The sequence below is a fragment of the Marinobacterium nitratireducens genome (assembly GCF_014645375.1).
Classification (GTDB): Bacteria; Pseudomonadota; Gammaproteobacteria; order Pseudomonadales; family Balneatricaceae; genus Marinobacterium_A; species Marinobacterium_A nitratireducens.
This window is the reverse complement of the sequence record NZ_BMLT01000002.1, coordinates 212,033-228,104: the sequence shown is the minus strand read 5'-3', so window position 1 is coordinate 228,104 and position 16,072 is coordinate 212,033. Positions and strand designations below refer to the sequence as shown.

Annotated in this window: 15 protein-coding genes and 1 tRNA gene; 11 read left to right on the top strand and 5 right to left on the bottom strand. The window is 63.4% G+C overall.

From position 1 onward, the window contains the following. Positions 1-3 precede the first annotated feature (3 nt). From IEX85_RS03995 to hisB, 5 genes are all read right to left on the bottom strand, one after another. Entirely contained in the window at positions 4-1,026 is a 1,023-nt protein-coding gene (locus IEX85_RS03995) for an efflux RND transporter periplasmic adaptor subunit (protein WP_188858556.1), read from the bottom strand. Positions 1,027-1,294: 268 nt separating this feature from the next. Beyond that, complete coding sequence (gene hisF / locus IEX85_RS03990; protein WP_188858554.1) at positions 1,295-2,068, bottom strand: imidazole glycerol phosphate synthase subunit HisF; 774 nt, start codon at positions 2,066-2,068, stop codon at positions 1,295-1,297. Between the two features lie 11 nt (positions 2,069-2,079). Beyond that, positions 2,080-2,817 carry a 1-(5-phosphoribosyl)-5-[(5-phosphoribosylamino)methylideneamino]imidazole-4-carboxamide isomerase gene (hisA, locus tag IEX85_RS03985; RefSeq protein WP_188858552.1) on the bottom strand — a complete coding sequence of 246 codons (738 nt, stop codon included), beginning with the start codon at positions 2,815-2,817 and terminating at the stop codon, positions 2,080-2,082. Between the two features lie 104 nt (positions 2,818-2,921). Beyond that, complete coding sequence (gene hisH, locus IEX85_RS03980; protein WP_188858550.1) at positions 2,922-3,572, bottom strand: imidazole glycerol phosphate synthase subunit HisH; 651 nt, start codon at positions 3,570-3,572, stop codon at positions 2,922-2,924. A 79-nt stretch (positions 3,573-3,651) separates the two neighbouring features. Further along, positions 3,652-4,245, bottom strand: coding sequence for an imidazoleglycerol-phosphate dehydratase HisB (gene hisB, locus IEX85_RS03975; protein ID WP_188858548.1), 594 nt, complete (start codon positions 4,243-4,245; stop codon positions 3,652-3,654). A 576-nt stretch (positions 4,246-4,821) separates the two neighbouring features. Here hisB and IEX85_RS03970 point away from each other — a divergent pair. From IEX85_RS03970 to IEX85_RS03920, 11 genes are all read left to right on the top strand, one after another. Further along, a complete protein-coding gene (locus tag IEX85_RS03970) occupies positions 4,822-6,999 on the top strand; it encodes an AsmA family protein (RefSeq protein WP_188858546.1) in 2,178 nt (725 codons plus the stop codon). Next, positions 6,999-8,042 carry an A/G-specific adenine glycosylase gene (gene mutY / locus IEX85_RS03965; RefSeq protein ID WP_188858544.1) on the top strand — a complete coding sequence of 348 codons (1,044 nt, stop codon included), beginning with the start codon at positions 6,999-7,001 and terminating at the stop codon, positions 8,040-8,042. Before IEX85_RS03970 ends, mutY begins: the two co-directional genes overlap by 1 nt. 22 nt (positions 8,043-8,064) lie before the next feature. Then, a complete protein-coding gene (locus IEX85_RS03960; protein ID WP_188858542.1) occupies positions 8,065-8,346 on the top strand; it encodes an oxidative damage protection protein in 282 nt (93 codons plus the stop codon). Positions 8,347-8,408: 62 nt separating this feature from the next. Continuing rightward, complete coding sequence (locus IEX85_RS03955; protein ID WP_188858540.1) at positions 8,409-11,204, top strand: monovalent cation/H+ antiporter subunit A; 2,796 nt, start codon at positions 8,409-8,411, stop codon at positions 11,202-11,204. Continuing rightward, positions 11,204-11,554, top strand: coding sequence for a Na+/H+ antiporter subunit C (locus tag IEX85_RS03950; RefSeq protein WP_188858538.1), 351 nt, complete (start codon positions 11,204-11,206; stop codon positions 11,552-11,554). The genes IEX85_RS03955 and IEX85_RS03950 overlap by 1 nt, the downstream gene beginning before the upstream one ends. 225 nt (positions 11,555-11,779) lie before the next feature. Continuing rightward, on the top strand, positions 11,780-13,300 hold the full coding sequence (locus IEX85_RS03945; RefSeq protein WP_188858536.1) for a monovalent cation/H+ antiporter subunit D: 1,521 nt from the start codon (positions 11,780-11,782) through the stop codon (positions 13,298-13,300). After that, positions 13,300-13,791: a Na+/H+ antiporter subunit E gene (locus IEX85_RS03940; RefSeq protein WP_188858534.1), complete on the top strand. Its 492-nt coding sequence runs from the start codon at positions 13,300-13,302 to the stop codon at positions 13,789-13,791. The genes IEX85_RS03945 and IEX85_RS03940 overlap by 1 nt, the downstream gene beginning before the upstream one ends. After that, the gene (locus IEX85_RS03935; RefSeq protein WP_188858532.1) at positions 13,785-14,054 is read left to right on the top strand and encodes a K+/H+ antiporter subunit F; all 270 of its coding nucleotides are present in this window, start codon (positions 13,785-13,787) and stop codon (positions 14,052-14,054) included. The genes IEX85_RS03940 and IEX85_RS03935 overlap by 7 nt, the downstream gene beginning before the upstream one ends. A 9-nt stretch (positions 14,055-14,063) precedes the next feature. Next, positions 14,064-14,414 (top strand): Na+/H+ antiporter subunit G, encoded by a 351-nt coding sequence (locus IEX85_RS03930; protein WP_188858530.1) that lies wholly within the window; start codon positions 14,064-14,066, stop codon positions 14,412-14,414. A 105-nt stretch (positions 14,415-14,519) separates the two neighbouring features. After that, positions 14,520-14,595: transfer RNA gene (locus IEX85_RS03925), tRNA-Phe, on the top strand. A 531-nt stretch (positions 14,596-15,126) separates the two neighbouring features. Continuing rightward, positions 15,127-15,765, top strand: coding sequence for a ceramidase domain-containing protein (locus IEX85_RS03920; RefSeq protein WP_188858528.1), 639 nt, complete (start codon positions 15,127-15,129; stop codon positions 15,763-15,765). Positions 15,766-16,072: the final 307 nt, after the last annotated feature.

Below are 16,072 nucleotides of genomic sequence, written 5' to 3'. Positions count from 1 at the left end.
TCCCTACTCCTCTGCCGCCGCCGTTGCCGTCCCTTGCCGCTGTACCGGCTCGCCGTCGTTGACCGCGTACTGCCCCTCGATAATCACCAGCGTATCCGGGGCCAGATCCACCGCCGCGGCCTGACCCTCGAGCGCCCCGGGCAGCGGCCTGAACTCGGCCCGGCCATCCCGATACAGCATAAGACCCAGCTGCCCTTCGCGCCGGACCACCAGCGCAGCCGGCAGGCGCGGCTGCGGCGCCTGCCACAGCAGTCGACCGCTGCTGCCGGCCAGTGCCGGCTCGCCGCTGAATCCGAGCCGGATTCGGCGGGTTCGGGTACGGCTGTCCACCAGCGGCAGCACGGTGCGCAGCTCCAGTGAGTAGCGCCTTCCATTATTTTCGAAGGCCAGGACAGCGGCCTGCTGCAGACTCCCGGCCTGCTCCATCGGCACCTGCGCCTCGACCTCGAGCGCCTCGTCCCTCAGCAGTCGCAGCAGTGGCGTACCGGAGCTGGCAAGGCTTCCTTCGGAGCCGGGACGCTCGGTCACGATGCCGTCGAACGGAGCATTGACGCTGCAACGTTTAACCGCAAGCCCGGCCTTCTCGACCGACAGCACGGAACCGGCCCGCTCCGCCGTAAGCTGCTCGAGTTCACTCTGGCGCTGGTCGCGCAGCTCCACCGAGACATTACGTTGCTTGACCAATGTTTTCACCCGCTCGAGCTGCTGGCGTGCCAGGACGATACGGGCATCGAGGGAATCCAGGCTCGCGCGCGCCTGCTGCAACGCCAGTTCGTAATCGCTGCACTCGAGCCGAACCAGCAACTGCCCGGCCGAGACGTGATCGCCAACCCTTACCGGCATCGACTCGACCAGCCCACCGATCTGGGCGCTCAATACGCTGTGATCCTCGGCCACGACCTGCGCCGGCGCGCTCAGCTCCACCGTCTTGACCAGGCTTTCGAGCGGCGCCACCCGTACCGTTACAGCCCCGGCAACCGTGGCGGCCAGGCAAAGCCAGAGCGATATAATCCAGCGATAGAGCATAACTAATCCTTCAGTTTGCATAAAACGTCGGACCGGCACTATTCGCTGCGCTCATGGTGCCCTACGTTCATTCGGCCCGCCGCGATGCGGGTCAGAACGTAGGGTGCCCTGAGTGAAACGAAGCGCACCTGTAGACCTGGCACGATTCGCTGCGCTCATGGTGCCCTACAGAAAATTTCGTTCACGCATTGTAGCTTCTCATCCCACAAAAAAGCCGCGGTCTCTGTCGGAGCCGCGGCTTTTTCTACGGGGATTCAGCAATAACTGATCAGAGGCGCACTTCGATACCGCGCTCGCGCATATAGGCTTTGGCCTGCGGAATGCTGTACTCGTTGAAGTGGAAGATCGACGCCGCCAGCACCGCATCGGCCTTGCCTTCGATACAGCCGTCGACCAGATGGTCGAGGTTGCCGACGCCACCGGAGGCGATCACCGGCACGTGCACCGCTTCGGAAATGGCGCGGGTCACGCCCAGATCGAAGCCGTTCTTGGTACCGTCGCGGTCCATCGAGGTCAGCAGGATCTCGCCTGCCCCCAGGTCCACCATCTTGCGCGCCCACTCGACCGCGTCGAGACCGGTCGGCTTGCGGCCGCCATGGGTGAAGATCTCCCACTTGTCGGGCTCGTCCGGCATCGACACCTTCTTGGCATCGATCGCCACCACGATGCACTGGGAGCCGAAGCGCTCGGCCGCCTCGCGCACGAATTCCGGGTTGAACACCGCTGCGGTGTTGATCGACACCTTGTCGGCGCCGGCGTTGAGCAGCTTGCGGATATCCTCGCAGGTGCGGATGCCGCCGCCGACGGTCAGCGGAATGAACACCTGGGACGCCATGCGCTCCACGGTATGCACCATGGTGTCGCGGCCCTCATGGCTGGCGGTGATGTCGAGGAAGGTGATCTCGTCGGCGCCCTGCTCGTCGTACTTGCGGGCGATCTCCACCGGGTCGCCGGCGTCGCGGATATCGACGAACTGGACACCCTTGACCACGCGGCCGTTCTCGACGTCGAGACAGGGTATGATGCGTTTCGCCAGAGCCATGGAATCTCTCCTCAGTTGCCGGACTGGTCGCAGTACTGCTGCGCTTCGGCCACGTCCAGGGTGCCTTCGTAGATGGCACGGCCGGTGATGGCGCCGAGGATACCCTGACCGGCAACCGCGGCCAGCGCCCGGATGTCGTCCATGTTGGTGACGCCGCCGGAGGCGATGACCGGAATGCCGCCCTCGCGCGCCAGCTCCACGGTGGCCTCGACGTTGACGCCCTGCATCATGCCGTCACGGGCGATATCGGTGTAGACGATGGACGAGACGCCGTCGTTGCGGAAACGCTTGGCCAGATCCACGGCCTTGACCTGTGACACCTCTGCCCAGCCATCGGTGGCGACGTAGCCGTCCTGGGCGTCGAGACCGACAATGATGTGACCGGGGAACTGCTTGCACATCTCGGTGACGAAGTCGGGCTCCTTCACCGCCTTGGTGCCGATGATGACGTAGTCGACACCGGCCTTGAGATAGGCTTCGATGGTCTCGGCGCTGCGGATACCACCGCCGATCTGGATCGGCAGATTCGGGTAGGCCTTGGCGATGGCGCTGACGATCTCGCCGTTGACCGGGGTGCCGGCAAAGGCGCCGTTGAGGTCCACCAGGTGCAGGCGGCGGCAGCCGGCGTCCACCCACTTGGCAGCCATCTCGACCGGGTTGTCGGAAAAGACGGTGGAGTCGTCCATGCGGCCCTGGCGCAGGCGCACGCATTTGCCGTCTTTCAGATCAATCGCAGGGATAATAAGCATTGGAATCTCACTGTTGGTAGTAAGTTAACAGTGGCAGGTTCACAGTTTCCAGTTGCCTTCCGCCAACTGGAAACCACTGTCTGTTCACTGTTAACTCCAATCTGTTAACTGGCGTTGCCATCCCACTCGAGGAAGTTCTTCAGCAGCTGCAGTCCCGGCTTGGCACTCTTCTCCGGGTGAAACTGTACCGCGAACACGTTCTTGTGGTGCAGCGCGACGTCGAAGTCCAGGCCGTAGTTGCAGGTACCGGCGACCTGGTCGCGGTTGTCGAGCTTGACGTAGTAGCTGTGCACGAAATAGAAGCGGCTGCCATTCTCGATGCCGGCCCAGAGCGGGTGGTCGAGGCTCTGCTCGACGCAATTCCAGCCCATATGCGGCACCTTGAGCTTCTCGCCAGACTCATCCTTCAGGTTGTCGCCGAAAAAACGCACATGGCCGTCGAACTCGCCGAGGCACGGCACCCCGCCGTTTTCCTCGGAGTCCTGCATCAGCGCCTGATAGCCGACGCAGATGCCCAGGAACGGCTTGCCGGAGGCGATCGCCTCGGCCACTTCGCGATCGACGCCGAGGCGCCGGATCTCGGCCATGCAGTCACGGATGGCGCCGACACCGGGCAGCAGTACCCGGTCCGCCGTGCGCACCTGCTCAGGATCGGCGGTGACCCTCACCTCGACGCCGGGCTGTACGAACTCCAACGCCTTGGCCACCGAGTGCAGGTTGCCCATGCCATAGTCGATTACCGCGATGCTCGACATCAGAGGCCCCCCTTGGCTTGAGAAGGCGCATCGGGTGCTGCCCCCGGGTTCAATTGGAAGTCGGTCACGACATCGGGCATTACAGGCACCCCTTGGTCGACGGCATTTGATTGGCGGCACGCTCGTCGATCTGCAGCGCAAAACGCAGCGCCCGGCCGAAGCCCTTGAAGATGGTTTCGGCCTGGTGGTGCGCGTTGAAGCCCTTGAGATTGTCGATATGCAGCGTTACCGACGCATGATTGACGAAACCCTGGAAGAACTCCCAGAACAATTGGGTGTCCATCTTTCCGATAGCGGCACGGGTGAACTCGACGTCCATATGCAGGCCGGGACGACCGGAGAAGTCGATGACGACCCGCGACAACGCCTCGTCGAGCGGCACATAGGCATGGCCGTAGCGCATGATGCCTTTCTTGTCGCCCACCGCCTGGGCGAACGCCTGCCCCAGGGTGATACCGATATCCTCGACGCTGTGGTGATCATCGATATGGATATCACCCTCGCAGTGAATATCGAGGTCGATCAGGCCGTGGCGCGCGATCTGGTCCAGCATGTGCTCGAGAAAGGGCACGCCCGTATCGGCTTTCAGCTTGCCGCTGCCGTCGAGGTTGACGGAGACGGTGATCTTGGTCTCGAGGGTATTGCGGGTGACCGTGGCGGTACGCTCTGCCATGGGGCTCTCCGGATAGCTTGAATCAGGCGGGCGATTATACATCTAACCACGCGGCCACGCACGAGCCGGGGGCTTTTCGGCAAGCCGGACGGGTGAGAGGCACGGACCGGAGGCCGGGTACGGCGATGCGTCGCAGCGAGCTGTACGCCAGCCGTGAATTACGGGCATCGCGGAACCCGCAATATCGATCGTAGTACAGATCGATGGGTGTCGGCTGGCAACCATGCAGGTTGATGTTGGGTTACGGCCCTTCGGGCCTAGACCCAACCTACAAAAGACGGTGCGCGCAGTAACGCGGGAAGTTGTGCCAATGAGGTGGAGCGACCGGCCACTGCGTATTGCCGCAGACTGGCTGGAAAACCGTTCTCGGCATGTTGTTGTCGAGAGCGGCCCGGGTGACTTCCTGGCCCAGGCAAAAAAACTGCTCCATGCGTTTTTTGCACAAGGGCCATCCCTGGCCCAGGCAAAAAATACTGCTCCTTGCGTTTTTTGCACAGGGGCCATCCCTGGCCCAGCCATTGCATCCTGGCAGGAAGCGATTATGCTGGCGGCCACAGAACACGAACGGAGGCAGGCATGAAAGGCATGGCGAAGCTGATACTGGGTCTGGTGGGCCTGGTAGTTGTCCTGGTGGCGGCGGCAGGGGTCCTGCTCGGTATCTTCATCGACCCCAACGACTACAAGGACGACATCGAAAAGCTGGCGCTGGACAAGGCCGGACTGGAGCTGTCCATCGATGGCGACATCGGCTGGACGCTGTTCCCCTGGCTGGGCCTCGAACTCAACGGCGTCCAGGCGCGCTATCCCGGAAAGCCGGAACTGGCCAGCCTCGGCCAGGCCCGGGTGGCCGTCAAGCTGCTGCCGCTGCTGTCGCGTCAGGCGCAGCTGAGCAGCGTCGAAGTCAGCGCGCTGGAACTCAACCTGGTTCGCGAAGCCGACGGCAGCGACAACTGGACGCCCGCCACTGCCGCAACCGCTGCGGACTCAGCCGCCGGCGAACCACCGCCCAGCGCCTCCGCGCCCGCGCCGGAAGCCGCAGAAACCACCGCGCCGGTGGCACTCGATATCGAAAGCATCCGGGTCAGCGACGGGCGCCTGAGCCTTGACGACCGCAAGGCCGGCAGCCAGCTGACCCTGCAGAACCTGGCAGTCACGACCGGCCGTGTTCAGGCGGGCGCCTGGTTCCCGCTCGAGCTCGGGTTCGAACTGCAGCAGAGCGCTGCCGGCACCGACCTGCAGGCCGGCGTGACGCTTCAGGCGGAAGCCCAGCTGGATCCACAGGCTCAGCAGTACCGCCTGCGGGGTCTCGACAGCACCCTCTCGCTGGCCACCGCCGCCCTGGGCGACAAGCCACTGGAGCTGCAGCTCGGCGGCGATCTGTCGGCAGACCTGGCCTCGGAGCTGGCGCGTATCGACAACCTCAGTCTGAAGCTCGCGGATATCAGCGCCGCCGGTTCGGTGTCGGTGCAGGATTTTGCCGCCCCCAAATTCGGTGGCGATCTCAAGGTAGCGCAGTTCAACGCCCGCACTCTGCTCGCCAGCCTGGGCCAGCCGGTACCGGAAACCGCCGACAGCAATGCACTGACCCGCGTCGCTTTCGGCGCCGCGATCAATGGCCCGGCCAACACCTTTGCGCTGCAACCGCTGACGCTGACCCTCGACGACAGCCGTTTCAGCGGCCGTTTCGGCTACGACCTTAACAGCGGCCGGCTGAGCCTGCAGCTGGACGGCGACAAGCTCGACGCCGACCGCTACCTGCCGCCCGGGAACGGACAGGCCGGCACACCGGCATCCGGCGACAGCAGCCAGCAGACGTCTGGCGATGCAGGCTACTCGAAAGAGCCCGTTATCCCGGTCGAGCCATTGCAGCACCTCAACCTCGACCTGCGGCTCGGACTCAAGCAGCTGACCGCATCCGGCGTCGCCATGCGCGATGTCGAACTCGCACTCGACGCCCGGGATGGCATCGCCGACTTCAGCCGCATCAACGCCAACCTGTTCGGCGGCAGCGTGCGCAGCAGCGCCAGACTGGATGTACGCCAGACACCGGTACGCCTGCAGGTGAAGAAGAACGTCAGCGGCCTGCAGATCGGCACCCTGCTGCAGACACTGACCGGTGAAAACCCGCGTATCACCGGCACCCTCAGCAGTCAGGCGGATATCAGCGCCAACGGCCGTTCGGTAGACGCCATCGTCAACAGTCTCGGCGGCAGCGCCAACTTCAACGTTACCGACGGTACCATCGAGGGCATCAGCATGGCGCAGACCATCTGCCAGGGATTCAATACCCTTGGCAGCCTGGGCGTGAACGCCCAGCAGGTCGACCGCTCGACGCCGTTCGCCAACCTCGGCGGCAACTTCCGCATCAGCAACGGCGTGATCAGCAACCAGGATCTGGCGGCTTCGCTCGACGCCATGGCCCTCAAGGGGCGCGGCTCGGTCAACCTGCCGCAACGCTCCCTCGACTACCGCCTCGGCCTGTCGATCGAGGAGAACCTGTTCAAGCAGAGCTGTTCGGTCAACAACAAGATCCAGGGCGTGGAGTGGCCCGTGAACTGCAAGGGCAGCTTCGACACCCCGCCGGCGGAACTCTGCCGGCCGGACCTGAGCGTGTTCGAGGACCTGCTGAAGCAGCAGTTGCAGCAGGAAGTGCAGAAAAAGGTCGAGGAGGAAGTGGACCAGAAGCTCAAGGACCGGCTCGGCGAGGAAGCCAAGAAGGCCAAGGATCTGCTGAAGGGGCTGTTCGGCAACTGATGACTCCGCAACAGTTCCACACCGCAGTGCTGCAATGGTTCGACCGCCACGGTCGCCACGATCTGCCATGGCAGGCGCACAAGACCGCCTACCACACCTGGGTCTCGGAAATCATGCTGCAGCAGACCCAGGTGGCGACGGTGATCCCGTACTTCGAGCGTTTCATCGAGCGCTTTCCCGACGTCCACAGCCTGGCCGAGGCGCCGCAGGACGAGGTGCTGCACCTCTGGACCGGGCTCGGCTACTACGCCCGGGCGCGCAACCTGCACAAGGCCGCGCGCATCGTCGCCGATGACTTCGGCGGCATCTTTCCCGACAGCGTCGACGGACTCGAGGCGCTGCCCGGCATCGGCCGCTCCACCGCCGGCGCCATCCTGTCGATCTCGACCGGACGTCGCGCCGCCATTCTCGATGGCAACGTCAAGCGGGTGCTGGCGCGCTTCTACGCCGTCGACGGCTGGCCCGGCGCACCGGCGGTGATGAAGGAGCTTTGGCAGCACGCCGAGCGCAACACCCCGCACGCCCGGGTCGGCGATTACACCCAGGCGATGATGGATCTCGGCGCCACTCTCTGCACCCGCGGCAAGCCGAGCTGCCTGCTGTGCCCGCTGCAGCCGCACTGCGAAGCGTTCGCCCAGGGCCGCACCGGCGAGCTGCCGGCGCCACGACCGAAAAAGACGCTGCCGGTACGCCAGACGCTGATGCTTCTGATCCGCAATGAAGACGGTGAGGTACTGCTGCAGCAACGCCCCCCGAGCGGTATCTGGGGCGGTCTCTGGAGCCTGCCGGAGGCGACCGATCTGCGCGATGCCGAGGGCGAGTCCGGCCTCGCGCTGGCGCTCGATTCGGCCCGGCCACTTGAGCCGGTACGGCACACGTTCAGCCACTTTCACCTCGATATCACGCCGGTTCTTGTCAAGTTGCGCGATGCGGGAGCTGTCATGGAAGGCACGCCGCGACTCTGGTATAACATACGCCAACCTTCCAGTATTGGCCTCGCGGCTCCGGTCAAGCGCCTGCTGGAATGTCTGCCCCAAGCCTAAGCCCCTTTAAACGGAGATTCTGATGAGCCGTACCGTATTCTGCCGCAAGTACCAACAGGAACTCGAAGGACTCGAGCGCCCACCGTACCCGGGCCCGAATGGCATGGATATCTACGAGAACGTCTCCAAGAAAGCCTGGCTGGAGTGGACCGAACACCAGACCATGCTGATCAACGAGAAGCACCTGAGCCTGATGGACCCGTCGACCCGTGATTTTCTGCAGCAGGAAATGGAAAAGTTCATGAGCGGCGAGGACTTCGCCAAGGCGGAAGGCTACGTGCCGCCGAGCAAAGACGAAACCTGATCCAGACGCGTCCGGCCGATGCAGGGACGACCTAACAAGATTAACGCAGGAAAAAACTCGGCATGACCTTGATGTGGATACCGCTGCTGCCGCTGCTGGGCGCCGTCATTGCGGCGCTGACCGCGCACTGGGGCAGGACCCGCTGCGCCTGGGCCACGGCCGCACTTCCGGCACTGGCGCTGGCACTGATCCTCAGCCTGATTCCGCAGCTCTCCGAAACCGGCAGCATCAAGTCCACGATATCGTGGATTCCGGCGCTGGGACTGAACCTGAGCTTTCGCTTCGACGGCCTCGCGCTGCTGTTTTCCGTCCTGATTCTCGGCATCGGGCTGCTGGTCATCCTGTACGCCCGATACTATCTCTCCGAAAAGGACTCGATGGGGCGTTTCTACGCCTACCTGATGCTGTTCATGACCGCGATGCTCGGCATCGTGCTGTCCGGCAACCTGCTGCAGCTGTGGCTGTTCTGGGAGCTGACCAGCATCAGCTCGTATCTGCTGATCAGCTTCTGGTGGCACAAGCCGGAGGCCCGGCGCGGCGCACGGCTGGCGCTGACCGTCACCGGTGCCGGCGGCCTGGCACTGCTGGCGGGTATCCTGCTGCTCGGCCGCATCGCCGCCAGCTTCGATCTCGACGTCATCCTGCAAAGCGGCGACCTGATCCGCGAACATCGCTGGTACCCGGCAGCGCTGCTGCTGATCCTGGCCGGCGTGTTCACCAAGTCGGCACAGTTCCCGTTCCACTCCTGGCTGCCACACGCGATGGCAGCGCCGACCCCGGTCAGCGCCTACCTGCACTCGGCCACCATGGTCAAGGCGGGCATCTTCCTGCTGGCGCGGCTGTACCCGGCGCTTGCCGGTACCGAGCTGTGGTTCATCGTGGTCAGCAGCACCGGGCTGATAACCCTGTTGGTGGGCGCTTACTTCGCCAATTTGAAGCATGATCTCAAGGGACTGCTGGCCTACTCCACCATCAGTCATCTGGGTCTGATCACGCTGCTGTTCGGTCTGGGCACCAAGCTCGCGGCGGTGGCGGCGGTGTTCCACATCATCAACCACGCCACCTTCAAGGCGTCGCTGTTCATGGCGGCCGGTATCATCGACCACGAGTGCGGCTCGCGCGACATGCGCCGCATCAACGGCCTCTGGAAGTACATGCCCTACACCGCCGCCCTGGCGATGATCGCCGCCTCGGCGATGGCCGGCGTGCCGCTGCTCAACGGTTTCCTGTCCAAGGAGATGTTCTTTGCCGAAACCCTGGAACAGGAATTCCTCGGCTCGCTGTCCTGGATGATTCCGGTGCTGGCGACCCTGGCGGGCGTCTTCTCGGTGGCCTACTCGGTACGCTTCATTCACGACGTCTTCTTCAACGGCGAACCGATCAATCTGCCGAAGACGCCCCACGAGCCGCCGCGCTACATGAAGGTGCCGGTGGAAATACTGGTGGGCCTGTGCCTGCTGGTCGGCATCCTGCCGAATATTGTCGTTGGCCCGCTGCTGAACATCGCCTCCTCGGCGGTGCTCGGCGGAGAGCTGCCGGACTACAGTCTGGCGATCTGGCACGGTTTCAATCTGCCGCTGCTGATGAGCCTGGTGGCGATGGCCGGCGGCCTGTTCGTCTATTTCCACCGCGCCCACCTGTTCCGCTTTCAGAAGCAGTTCCCGGAATGGAATGCCAGCGAGTCCTTCGAGATGGCCATGCGGCGGGTACAGGACGCGGCCGGCAAGCTGCTCGACTGGCTCGAAAACGGCTCGCTGCAACGCTACCTGCTGCTGATGCTGATGCTGCTGATACTGATGTTATGGCCGGCGCTGACCGAACTGACCCACCTGACCGGCAAGCGTGCGCACCTGCCGGTCGACATCCCGAGCCTGGTGGCCGGCGGCCTGCTGGTGGTCGCGGGCCTCGGGACCGTGATCTACAACCGCCAGCGCCTGATCGCGCTGCTGATGCTCTCGGTGGTCGGTCTGGTGGTGTCGCTGGCCTTCGCCCGCTTCTCGGCCCCTGACCTGGCGCTGACGCAGCTGGCGGTCGAGGTCGTGACCATCATCCTGCTGATGCTGGCGCTGTTCTTCCTGCCGCAGAAAACACCGAAGGAGTCGAGCCCGCGTCGCATTCTGCGCGATATCTGCATCGCCGGCCTGATCGGCGGCATCATCGGCACCATCTGCTATGCCCTGATGACGCGTGAGCTGCACAGCATCTCCGACTTCTTCCTCGCCAACAGCAAGACCGGCGGCGGCGGCACCAACGTGGTCAACGTCATCCTGGTCGATTTCCGCGGCTTCGATACCCTGGGCGAGATCACCGTACTCGGCATCGCCGCGCTCGGCATCTACAACCTGCTGGCAGGACTGCGGCTGTTCATGCCCTCAGGCGACAGCGAAGGCCGCCAGTGGGCTCTCGACCGCCACCCCATGATCCTGGCGGTCATCTCCCAGAGCCTGCTGCCACTGGCGCTGCTGGTATCGGTCTTCATCTTCCTGCGTGGCCACAACCTGCCCGGCGGCGGCTTCATCGCCGGCCTCGTTACCGCGGTGGCGCTGATCCTGCAATACATGGCCCATGGCGTCGACTGGATGAAGACGCGCCTGGATATCGCCTACCACCGCATGATCGCCTGCGGCGTGCTGATTTCCGCCCTCACCGGCGTCGCCAGCTGGCTGTTCCAGCGTCCCTTCCTGACGTCCTGGTTCGACCATTTCCACTGGCCGCTGGTAGGCGAATTCGAACTCGCCAGCGCCATGGTCTTCGACCTCGGCGTCTATATCACCGTTGTGGGTGCGACCCTGCTGATACTGGCGAACCTCGGCCAGATGACCACCAGCGAACGCCCCGTGACCAAGGAGCAAGATTGATGGAAGCCCTCTACGCCTTCTGCGTGGGCCTGCTGACCGCCTGCGGTATTTTCCTGACCCTGCGCGGCCGCACCTTTCCGGTCGTCGTCGGCCTGACGCTGCTGTCCTACGCGGTTAACCTGTTTCTGTTCGCCTCCGGCCGCCTCACCGAAGACGGCGCCGCGGTGCTCGGCACCTCCGAGCACTACGCCGACCCGCTGCCGCAGGCGCTGGTGCTGACCGCCATCGTAATCGGCTTCGCCATGACCGCTTTCGTGGTGATTCTGGCCATGCGCGCGCGCGGCGACCTCGGCAATGACCACGTCGACGGCAGGCTGCCGGTGAATACCATGGGGGGGGATCGCACATGACGATTCAAGGAGCGATGACCAGACCGGCCATGCGTCCCTTCACAGGCGACCTCGGCAATGACCACGTCGACGGCAGGCTGCCGGTCAATACCATGGGGGGGGATCGCACATGACGATTCAAGGAGCGATGACCAGACCGGCCATGCGTCCCTTCACAGGCGACCTCGGCAATGACCACGTCGACGGCAAGCTGCCGGTCAATACCATGGGGGGGGATCGCAGCTGATGGATCATCTGCTGATACTGCCGCTGATTCTGCCATTGCTCGGTGGCCTGCTGATGCTGCTGCCACCGCTCAGCAAAAGCCGCGTGCGCCAGCGCAACTTCGCCCTGGGGCTGGCCTCCGCCATGATCCTGATCTCGATCCTGCTGGTCGTTGAGGCCAGGCCGGGCGAGATTATCGTTTACCACCTGGGCAACTGGGCGCCACCGTTCGGCATCGCGCTGGTCGGCGACCGCCTCAGCACCCTGCTGGTGCTGCTCACTTCGGTGCTGGCGTTCTGTTCGCTGCTCTATACCTTCGGCCCGTCCGAGGAAGAAGGCTCCTTCTTTCAGCCACTGATGCAGTTCCAGCTGCTGGGCATCAACGGCGCCTTCCTGACCGGGGACATCTTCAACCTGTTCGTATTCTTCGAGGTGTTGCTGATCGCGTCCTACGGCCTGCTGATGTTTGGCGGCGGCAAGCGGCGCACCCGCGCGGGCCTGCACTACGTGATCCTCAACCTGGCAGGTTCGGCGGTCTTCCTGTTCGCCCTGGGAATTCTCTACGGCACCCTGGGCACGCTCAATATCGCCGACATGGCGCGCCAGGTGCAGCTTGTGGATCCGGCCGATCTGCCGCTGGTCAAGGCGGGCGGCTTGATGCTGCTGATCGTGTTCGGTCTCAAGGCCGCGATACTGCCACTGCAGTTCTGGCTGCCGGCGGCCTATTCCGCCGCCGCGCCGGCAGTAGCGGCGCTGTTCGCCATCATGACCAAGGTCGGCATCTACGCCATCCTGCGGGTCTTCACCGTGGTCTTCGGCGACTCCGCCGGCGATCTCTCGGGCCTTGCCGGTCCCTGGCTCTGGTGGCTGTCGCTGCTGACCCTGACGATCGGCGGCATCGGTGTGCTCGCGGCCAAGGACATGCGCCGCCTGGTGGCGCACCTGATCATCATCTCGGTCGGCACCCTGCTCGCCGGCATTGGCCTCGAGCGCGAAGCCGCAACCTCGGCGGCGCTGTACTACCTGATCCACACCACCCTGGTCAGCGCAGGCCTGTTCCTGCTTGCCGACCTGATCGGCCGCCAGCGCGGCAAGGCCGGCGACCGGCTCATCGCCGCCCGCCCCATGCATCAGGGCAAATGGCTCAGCATCCTGTACCTGATCGGCGCCCTGGCGGTGATCGGTATGCCGCCGCTGTCCGGTTTCGTCGGCAAGGCCCTGCTGATGAAATCGGCACTGGCTGTCAGCGAGATGCAATGGTTCTGGCCGGTGCTGCTGATCAGCAGCCTGGTCGCGCTGATCAAGCTGTCCCGCGCCGGCTCCAACCTGTTCTGGCACATCACCGGTGAAAAACCGGTCGTGACACCGGTCGACAGGGCCCAGCTGACCGCCGTGATACTGCTGCTATCCACACCGGTACTGATGTCGCTGTTCGGCGGCCCGCTGACCGAACTCACCGACGCCACCGCGCAGCAGCTGCATGACGTTCCGGGGCAGATTGGCGGCGTGCTCCGGACCTCGCTCGCGGAGGGCTCGAACTGATGCGCAAGCTACTACTTCCAACGCCCGGACACAGCCTGCTGCTGTTTGTGGTCTGGCTACTGCTCAACAAGTCCGTGTCGCCCGGCCATATCCTGCTCGGCGCACTGCTGGCGATCCTGATTCCGCTGCTCACCAACCGGCTGCGCAACCCTCACCCCGGTATCCGCAGGCCGGTCAAGGCGCTGCTTTACCTGTTCCGGGTGCTGGGTGACATTCTGGTCGCCAACCTGCAGGTTGCGCGGCTGATCATCCGCCCGCACATGGCCCTGCGGCCGTCGTTCGTCGAGGTGCCGCTGGATATCAGCGGAGACCTGCCGATCACCGTGCTCGCCAGCACCATTACCCTGACCCCGGGCACGGTCAGCGCAGACGTCTCGGACGACCGCTCGCGCCTGCTGCTGCATGTACTGCACCTCGAAGACGAGGAGGAACTCATCAGCACCATCAAGACGCGCTACGAAAAGCCGCTGAAGGAGATTTTCGCATGCTGAGCTGGGTATTGCCGGTGGTTTTCGCGATGGTCAGCCTGGCGCTGATACTGAACTTCTGGAGCCTCCAGGCCGGTCCCGGAGTGCCGGACCGCACCCTGGCGCTGGATACCATGTACATCAACAGCAGCGCGCTGATCATTCTCTACGGCATCTGGCAGAGCGGCTCGCTGTATTTCGAAGCGGCACTGCTGATCGCGATGCTCGGCTTCATCGGCACCGTGGCGGTGTGCAAGTACCTGCTGCGCGGCGACATCATCGAATAGGAACCCGCTATGCCATTCTGGATAGAACTGATCGTTTCGCTGTTTTTGCTGGTCGGCGGGGTATTCGTGCTGCTGGGCTCGGTCGGCCTGGCCCGCCTTCCCGACTTCTACACCCGCCTGCACGCGCCGACCAAGGCCACGACCCTGGGCGTCGGCTGCCTGCTGATCGGCTCGATGGTGCTCTCGACCTGGTCCAGCGGCTCCCTGAGCATCTACGAGGTGCTGATCACCATCTTCCTGCTGATCACGGCCCCGGTCAGCGCGCACATGCTGGCCAAGAGCGGCCTGCATCACCGTCTCGAACACGCCAAGCAGACCGGACACCCGGAGCTGATCGAGGAACCGCTGCACAAGGAATAACCAACCCCGGGCAGTAGCGGCAGAAATCGCAAAGTGCCTGAAAAAATTGAAGAAATTGCGTTGACAGCTGCCGTCTGGCGGGGCACAATACGCGCCTCTTGAGTTGCCCAGATAGCTCAGTCGGTAGAGCAGGGGATTGAAAATCCCCGTGTCGGTGGTTCGATTCCGCCTCTGGGCACCACCTTACTTTAAAGCCTCGCTAGCAATAGTGGGGCTTTTTTGTGTCCGGACAGACCGCGCTGCGTCATCGAACCGGTTCGATTGTTGATCACGTCCCTGTGACCAACCCTTCGGGCTTACGCGCCAAATCGTTCCCGACGATTTGGTCCGCCTCTGGGCACCACCTTACTTTAAAGCCTCGCTAGACTGCCCGATGGGTTATACGACGCCCTGGCCCTGGCAGGCAGACGCAAGCCCGCTGCAGCGCGCCGTTTTACCCATCCTACGATCAGATCGGCGTAGGATGGGTGCAGCCGCCATGGCACCGCCCTGTCGGTGCGCCCCGTCGTACCGGCGGCGTAACCCATCGTGCCCCGGATTACCCTCGTGCCCAAACGAACGTCCCGATGGGTTACACGACGCCCTGGCCCTGGCGGGCATGCTCAAGCCCGCTGCAGCGATACTGCATACAGCTTGGACTACGATGATGGCAACTCATTGTCGATTACCTGTCATCACAGCCGCTTTCCGTCACTCAACCGGAGCCTGATGCATGCTCGACGAATACTGCGAACGCCTGAGCCCGGGGCTGCTGGGCGAGCCATTCAATGCCCTGAGCAATCTGGCATTCTTCGTTGCCGCCTGGGCGCTGTGGCGACTGGCGCGCCGGGAGGGCGGTTTCGGCGTCGAGGGCGGTCTGTTGCTTGTCCTGCTGCTTTGCATCGGCACCGGCAGCAGCCTCTACCATACGTTCGCCACTGCCTGGGCCCGCTGGATGGATGTCATTCCGATCCTGCTGTTCCAGCTCTGGTTTCTGTGGATCTATGCCCGGGTAGAGATCGGTCTGAGCAGGGGTTGGTCTGTTGCGCTGCTCGGCCTTTTCCTTGCCGCCGGCGCGTTGATGTACCTGGATCCGACGCTGCTGAACCGGTCCATCCTCTACCTGCCCGCACTGCTGTTTCTCACCGGTCTCGGCTTCTGGCACTGCCGACACGGCCGCGAGCCCTGGTTGCTGTTACAGGCCTCGGCAACACTGCTGCTGTCTCTGACGTTTCGCACCCTGGATCTCGAGCTCTGCGCTGCGCTTCCTGTTGGCACCCACTTTCCCTGGCACCTGTTGAACGGCCTGGTGCTCTACCTGGTCGGACGCGCCTGGCTGCAGCAATCTGCGACACGGCAATCCTGTAGATAAACAGGCTGTGCATAAAGCCAAGTATTCACACCACGAAATATACACACAATTTCTGTTTGCAGCCCTGTGAATAAGCTAGTGACAAACACCTTAAAGATACCCACAACCCGCATGGTGTCTGGCGCTGAGGGAATTGATCACCAGAACACCCAAAACCGTGAAAGTGCCCTGTGGGAAACGATATCCAGAGCGTTGATAACTTTAACTAACAACTTATAAACAGCACAGTTCAGGATTGTAAACAGCAATAAACAGGCCTTGGCTGGTATTTAGCTTTGCGATTAGCCCTGGGTTGAGCGGTCATTCG